The organism is Corynebacterium gottingense, assembly GCF_003693265.1.
Taxonomy (GTDB): Bacteria; Actinomycetota; Actinomycetes; order Mycobacteriales; family Mycobacteriaceae; genus Corynebacterium; species Corynebacterium gottingense.
The window spans coordinates 1-4744 of sequence record NZ_RDRE01000050.1 but is presented as its reverse complement, the minus strand read 5'-3'; the positions used below and the strand labels follow the sequence as shown (position 1 = coordinate 4744).

The window sequence follows — 4744 nt, the reverse complement described above, 5'->3', positions numbered from 1 at the left end:
TTTACGTGGTGCTGGCGGCTGCGTGAGCGTCGATTAGCGAGCCCCCGGGTCAATCACCGCGAGCAACTCCTCCGTGATCACGTTGACGTCGCCCATCGCGTAGATCCCGCCTAGCACCATGAGGGTGTCCAGCGTGTGCTCCGCCATCGGTGAGGCCCCGGACGAGTCGGTGCTGCGCAGCACCTCGACGGTCTGCCGCCACACAAACGGGGAGAAGTAGTCGGCGAACACCGCGTGGATCATCGCCTCGTGGCCGGCCAGGGACGGATTGTTGAGAAACCGCTCGCCGGCCGCGGTGCGCACCAGGTTGGAGCCCTCCTGGGCCACGAGGCCGAGCTCCTCGAGCAGCACACGACCCAGCTGGACCGCCTCCCACGTGTCTTCTCGCGGCTGGGTGGGGTAGACCGGCAGCCCCAGCATGCGCACGAGCTCGCGCACCACGGCGACCTTGAGGTTGCCGCGCACCGTGAGCGGTGCCTCCGGCCCGAGCACCTCCAGGTACTGCGCGAGCACCGGCGAGAATCCCTTCGGGGCGTGCATGTCCGCGGACCTCGGGCCGGGGACCTCAGCGCGTTCCACGCCGAACGCCTCCATCGCCGCGTCGACGCCGCCCATCTCGGCGATCGTGCGATCAAAAAACTCCGAGAACGCCTCCACGAGCACCGGGTTGTCCTGCGCGTTCGGGTCCGTCTCCAGGATCTCCTGCAGGTCCGGGCGGTCGTCGAGGAACTTGTGGATCAGCTCGCGCATTGGCGTCGGCTCCGGCTCCTCCCCGAAGCCCGCCGCGAACCCCTGCTCGAAGGCGTCATCAAAGGAGTCGCCGTCGAACGGTCCGCCGGGGAGTCCCCCCAGGTTGGTGCCCAGCTCCTCGCTAACAAATCCCATGCGGGTGGCCACCGCCACGGGGTCGACCACGCTGAGCCGGTCCAGCATCCGCTCCGGCGTCATCACCGGCAGGTAGCTGAGCAGCAGCGGCGTGACCTCCATGTTCGGCGGCAGCCCGGCGGCCAGGTTCCGCGCCTCCTCGTGGAAGCGCGTCATCATCTCCGGCCCGTTCGCGGTCTCCACCACGTCCGGCCCCTGCGCGTGGATGAGCAGGGGAGTGGGCCCCTCCAGCTGCGACTCGCCGAGCCGCCTGACGTGCACGTTCCAGTTGGCGGCCGGGTCGTAGACGTACAGCATCGGCGGCATCTCGCCCACGGTCATGGAGGTCATGGACCGCTCCCCGGCGCCCGGGTTCTCGGCGTAGACCTCGTTGTCGGCGGAGTGCTCCCCCTCCTGGTGAATAAACAAGTGACCGGCCACCCCCGAAAACCCGAGTGATGCGTCGATAATCTGCGCCAATCGGCTCAGATCAATGTGTGGTTCCACGTTGACACACCGGCTGATCTCGGGCTGGGACCCCTCCACGGTGAACAGCATTGTGATGATCATGCTCTTCACCTTACGTGGGCCCGGCCACCCTTACCCGCTAATGGCCGCACCGCCACGACACGAAGCGCGCCGCGCACAACCCCCAGTGCAGCACCAGCAGCGCGGGGAGCATCGTCGCCACCGCGTTCATCCAGTCGATGCCCCACGCCTGCGCGAGCGTGTAGCCGCCCATCCCGATCGCGCCCGTGGGGAAGGTGGAGGCCCACCACGCCGGCGAGTAGTCCACCCACCGGGCCACGGCGGGGTAGAAGTGCCACATGGCAAACAGCATCATTGGCACCGCCAGCGCCACCAGCGCACTGCCCACGAGGATCTCCGCGCGGGCGCCGAAGAGCAGGGCGATTGCCGACGTCGACTGCCCCACCACACCAAGCGGAATCCACGTCGTCGCCGCGCTCGGACCGCTGATGTCGGCCTCCCCGCGCAGCGCAGCCACGTACACGCGGGCAAAGACCGGGTAGGCGGCGAGCACCGACATAGCCATGAAGACAATGCCCAGCACGGCGTAGCTCCGACTGCCCGTCAGCGCGCTGATTGTCCCCGCCGTATTGGACGCCATGATGGGCCCGACCAGGGGCAGCCCCCACGCAAAGTTGGGCACCCCGGAGAACCTGCGCAGCTGGTTGAAGTAGGCCACCACGCACAGCGGCGCGCCCACCCAAAACCCGAGCAAGATGCACCACTCGGCGCCGGTCAGCTTGGTCCACGCGGTGCCCAACGCCATCGTGCCGATGAACCACATCGCCCACGGAGCCATGAGGTCCTGGCGGAAGCGGGGGCTGCGGTAGACCAGGAAACCGCCCAGCAGCACCAGGAAAATCAGTGCGCCGAGCACCGCGAACACCCAGGCCACGGCCGGGTAGCCGCTGGTGACCATGAGCGTGGCCATCAGCGAGGTGCCCATCACGCTGCCGCCCCACGCGGGGCCGGGCGGCGGGAGCGTGCCGCGCACTTACTCGGACGGACGGGCTGCGCCAGCGCGGTCCGCCGGGTTGCCGCCGAGGAGCACCGCGTACGCGCGCTCCTGCGAGGTGTTCGCCACCGCGTGGGTGGACGCGCCCGCCTGCGTGCGGCCGCAGGACCCGGCCGGGACCGGGGTGTTGTCGTACTCGATGCCGCCCGAGCAAGCGACGACGCCGTACTCCAACGCCTCGTCGCAGGTGAAGGCGACTTCCGCGCCGGGCTCGAGCGCGAGCACCGCCGCGACCAGCGAGTCCGGGGTGGGCAGGGGAGAGGTCTGGCCGAAGAGGGAGCCGGCCACCACGCGCGCCTCCCCGGAGACACGGGTAGTCACGGAGCGCAGCGTGAACGGCTCCGGGGTAAACGGCTCGGCGCCCCCAGCAGCCCCCGCAAATTGCAGGGCCAGCTCGCCGTAGCGCAGCTCGCCGTCGGAGAGTTCGACGGAGGCGGCGGCACCCAGCGCCTCGGGCGCCTGCGGTACCTCGATGGAGCGCCACGCGCCGACTACGTTGCTCATCTCAGTGCTCATACAGGTATGGTACCTGCGTGCAAAAACTTTCACCCGGGCTGCTTGTCGCCCTCGCGTTCTTCTCCTCTGTCGCCCCCTTCGGCATTGATATGTACCTGCCGGGCATGCCGTCGCTGGCCAGCGAGCTCGGCGCGTCGCCCGCGGTGGCGCAGCTGACCATCACCGGGTTCATGCTGGGCATGGCGGTGGGCAACCTCCTGTTCGGCGCGATCTCGGACGGCACGGGCCGCAAGCCCCAGATCGTCGGCGCGGCGTCCGTCTTCCTCGCCGCCTCCGTCCTGTGCGCGGTGTCCCCGAGCATCTGGCCGCTCGTCGCCGCCCGCTTCGTGCAGGGCCTGGCCGCTGGCTCGCTCGAGGCGGTCTCGCGCGCCGTGGTCGCGGACGTGTCCAAGGGCCGCCAGGCCGCCCGCGCCCTGTCGGGCCTCATGGCGCTGACCGGCTTTGTCCCCGCGATCGCCCCGGTCCTCGGCGGCGCGCTCCTGCCGGTCGTCGGCTGGCGAGGCCTCTTCTGGGTCCTCACCGCCATCAACGTCGTCCAGGCCATCATGGCGTTCCGCATGCCGGAAACCCTGCCCGCCGAGGGCCGCTCCACCGGCACCCTGCGCAGCCTCTTCCCCCGCATGTGGCAGTGCCTGCGCCGCCCCGCCTTCGTCGGCTTCATGCTCGCCGGCGGCCTCGGCTTCGGCGCCCTCTTCGCCTACATCTCCGCGTCCCCGCTGGTCCTCCAGTCGCAGCTCGGCCTGGGCGCCACCACCTACGCGCTCATCTTCGGCGGCATGGCCCTGCTCATCCCGGTGTCCAACACGATGAACATGCGCATGCTTAAGCGCTACCACCCCCGCACGCTGCTCATCGGGGCATTGCTTATCGACGCCATCGCCGCCCTCATCCTCCTCACCTTCGCCTTCACCACGCCCTCCCTGTGGGCACTTCCCTTCCTGGCGGTCCTCTCCTTCATGGGCGGGTTCGTCATGGCCAACGCCTCCGCCCTGGCGATCGAGGAGGTCCGAGACATCGGCGCCGGCGCCGGCTCGGGCGCCCTCGGCTTCTTCCAGTTCCTCGTCGCCGGCGCGGTGCCCCCGCTCGTCGCGCTGGGCACGAACCACATGAGCTCCATGGGCTTGGGCACCCTCATCTGCGCCGGCCTGGCGCTCGCCGCGGTGCTGCTGCTCACCACCACCCACGAGCTCAGCGAGGACGCCGCCTAAATAATCCGCCGCTCGCGGGCCTTCTCCACCGCCGCGGTCCGGTTGTCCACGCCCAGCTTGGAGTAGATGTGGATGAGGTGGGTCTTCACCGTCGCCTCTGAGATGAACAGGCTGGCCGCCATCTGCTTGTTGGAGGCACCGGTCTGCAGGGCTTTCAGGATCTCGATCTCGCGGGCCGACAGCGCCTCCTCCGGGCGCATCACGCGCTCCGCCAGCACGCCCGCCACCTGCGCGGAAAGGACCCGCTCGCGCCTGGCGGCCTTGAGCACGGCGTCGTGAAGCTCCTGCTCGGGCGCGTCCTTGAGCAGGTAGCCGAGCGCGCCCGCCTCCACAGCGGCGACCACGTCGGCCTGCGTGTCGTAGGTGGTGAGGATGAGCACGGGCGGGCCGCCCGCGGCGACGGCGCGCCGGGTGACCTCGATGCCGTCCACGTTGGGCATCTGGATGTCGGAGACGATGACGTCCACGCCGTCGGGGACCTCGGCGGTGCCGTCCGCGCCCTCGGCGACGACCTCGATGTCGCCGAAGGAGTCGAGGACGGCGCGGAGTCCGGCGCGGACGACCGGGTGGTCGTCGATAAGCATGACCCTGATCATGGTGCCTCCTTGCGTTG

The 4744-nt window shown here is 69.7% G+C and carries 5 protein-coding genes; 1 reads left to right on the top strand and 4 read right to left on the bottom strand.

Features of this window, described 5'->3' with window-relative positions:
* Positions 1-33 precede the first annotated feature (33 nt).
* The 3 genes from EAW56_RS11060 to EAW56_RS11050 are packed head-to-tail and all read right to left on the bottom strand — an operon-like array spanning position 34 to position 2923.
* Positions 34-1434 carry an IS1096 element passenger TnpR family protein gene (locus tag EAW56_RS11060; protein WP_122086577.1) on the bottom strand — a complete coding sequence of 467 codons (1401 nt, stop codon included), beginning with the start codon at positions 1432-1434 and terminating at the stop codon, positions 34-36.
* A 37-nt stretch (positions 1435-1471) separates the two neighbouring features.
* A complete protein-coding gene (locus EAW56_RS11055) occupies positions 1472-2386 on the bottom strand; it encodes an SLAC1 family transporter (protein ID WP_233126980.1) in 915 nt (304 codons plus the stop codon).
* On the bottom strand, positions 2387-2923 hold the full coding sequence (locus EAW56_RS11050; protein WP_095547100.1) for a pirin family protein: 537 nt from the start codon (positions 2921-2923) through the stop codon (positions 2387-2389).
* Between the two features lie 17 nt (positions 2924-2940).
* Here EAW56_RS11050 and EAW56_RS11045 point away from each other — a divergent pair, with 17 nt between their 5' ends.
* Positions 2941-4131 carry a multidrug effflux MFS transporter gene (locus EAW56_RS11045; protein WP_122086573.1) on the top strand — a complete coding sequence of 397 codons (1191 nt, stop codon included), beginning with the start codon at positions 2941-2943 and terminating at the stop codon, positions 4129-4131.
* Here the strand turns inward: EAW56_RS11045 and EAW56_RS11040 are convergent.
* The gene (locus EAW56_RS11040) at positions 4128-4727 is read right to left on the bottom strand and encodes a response regulator (protein WP_095278383.1); all 600 of its coding nucleotides are present in this window, start codon (positions 4725-4727) and stop codon (positions 4128-4130) included. The genes EAW56_RS11045 and EAW56_RS11040 overlap by 4 nt on opposite strands.
* Between the last annotated feature and the right edge of the window lie 17 nt (positions 4728-4744).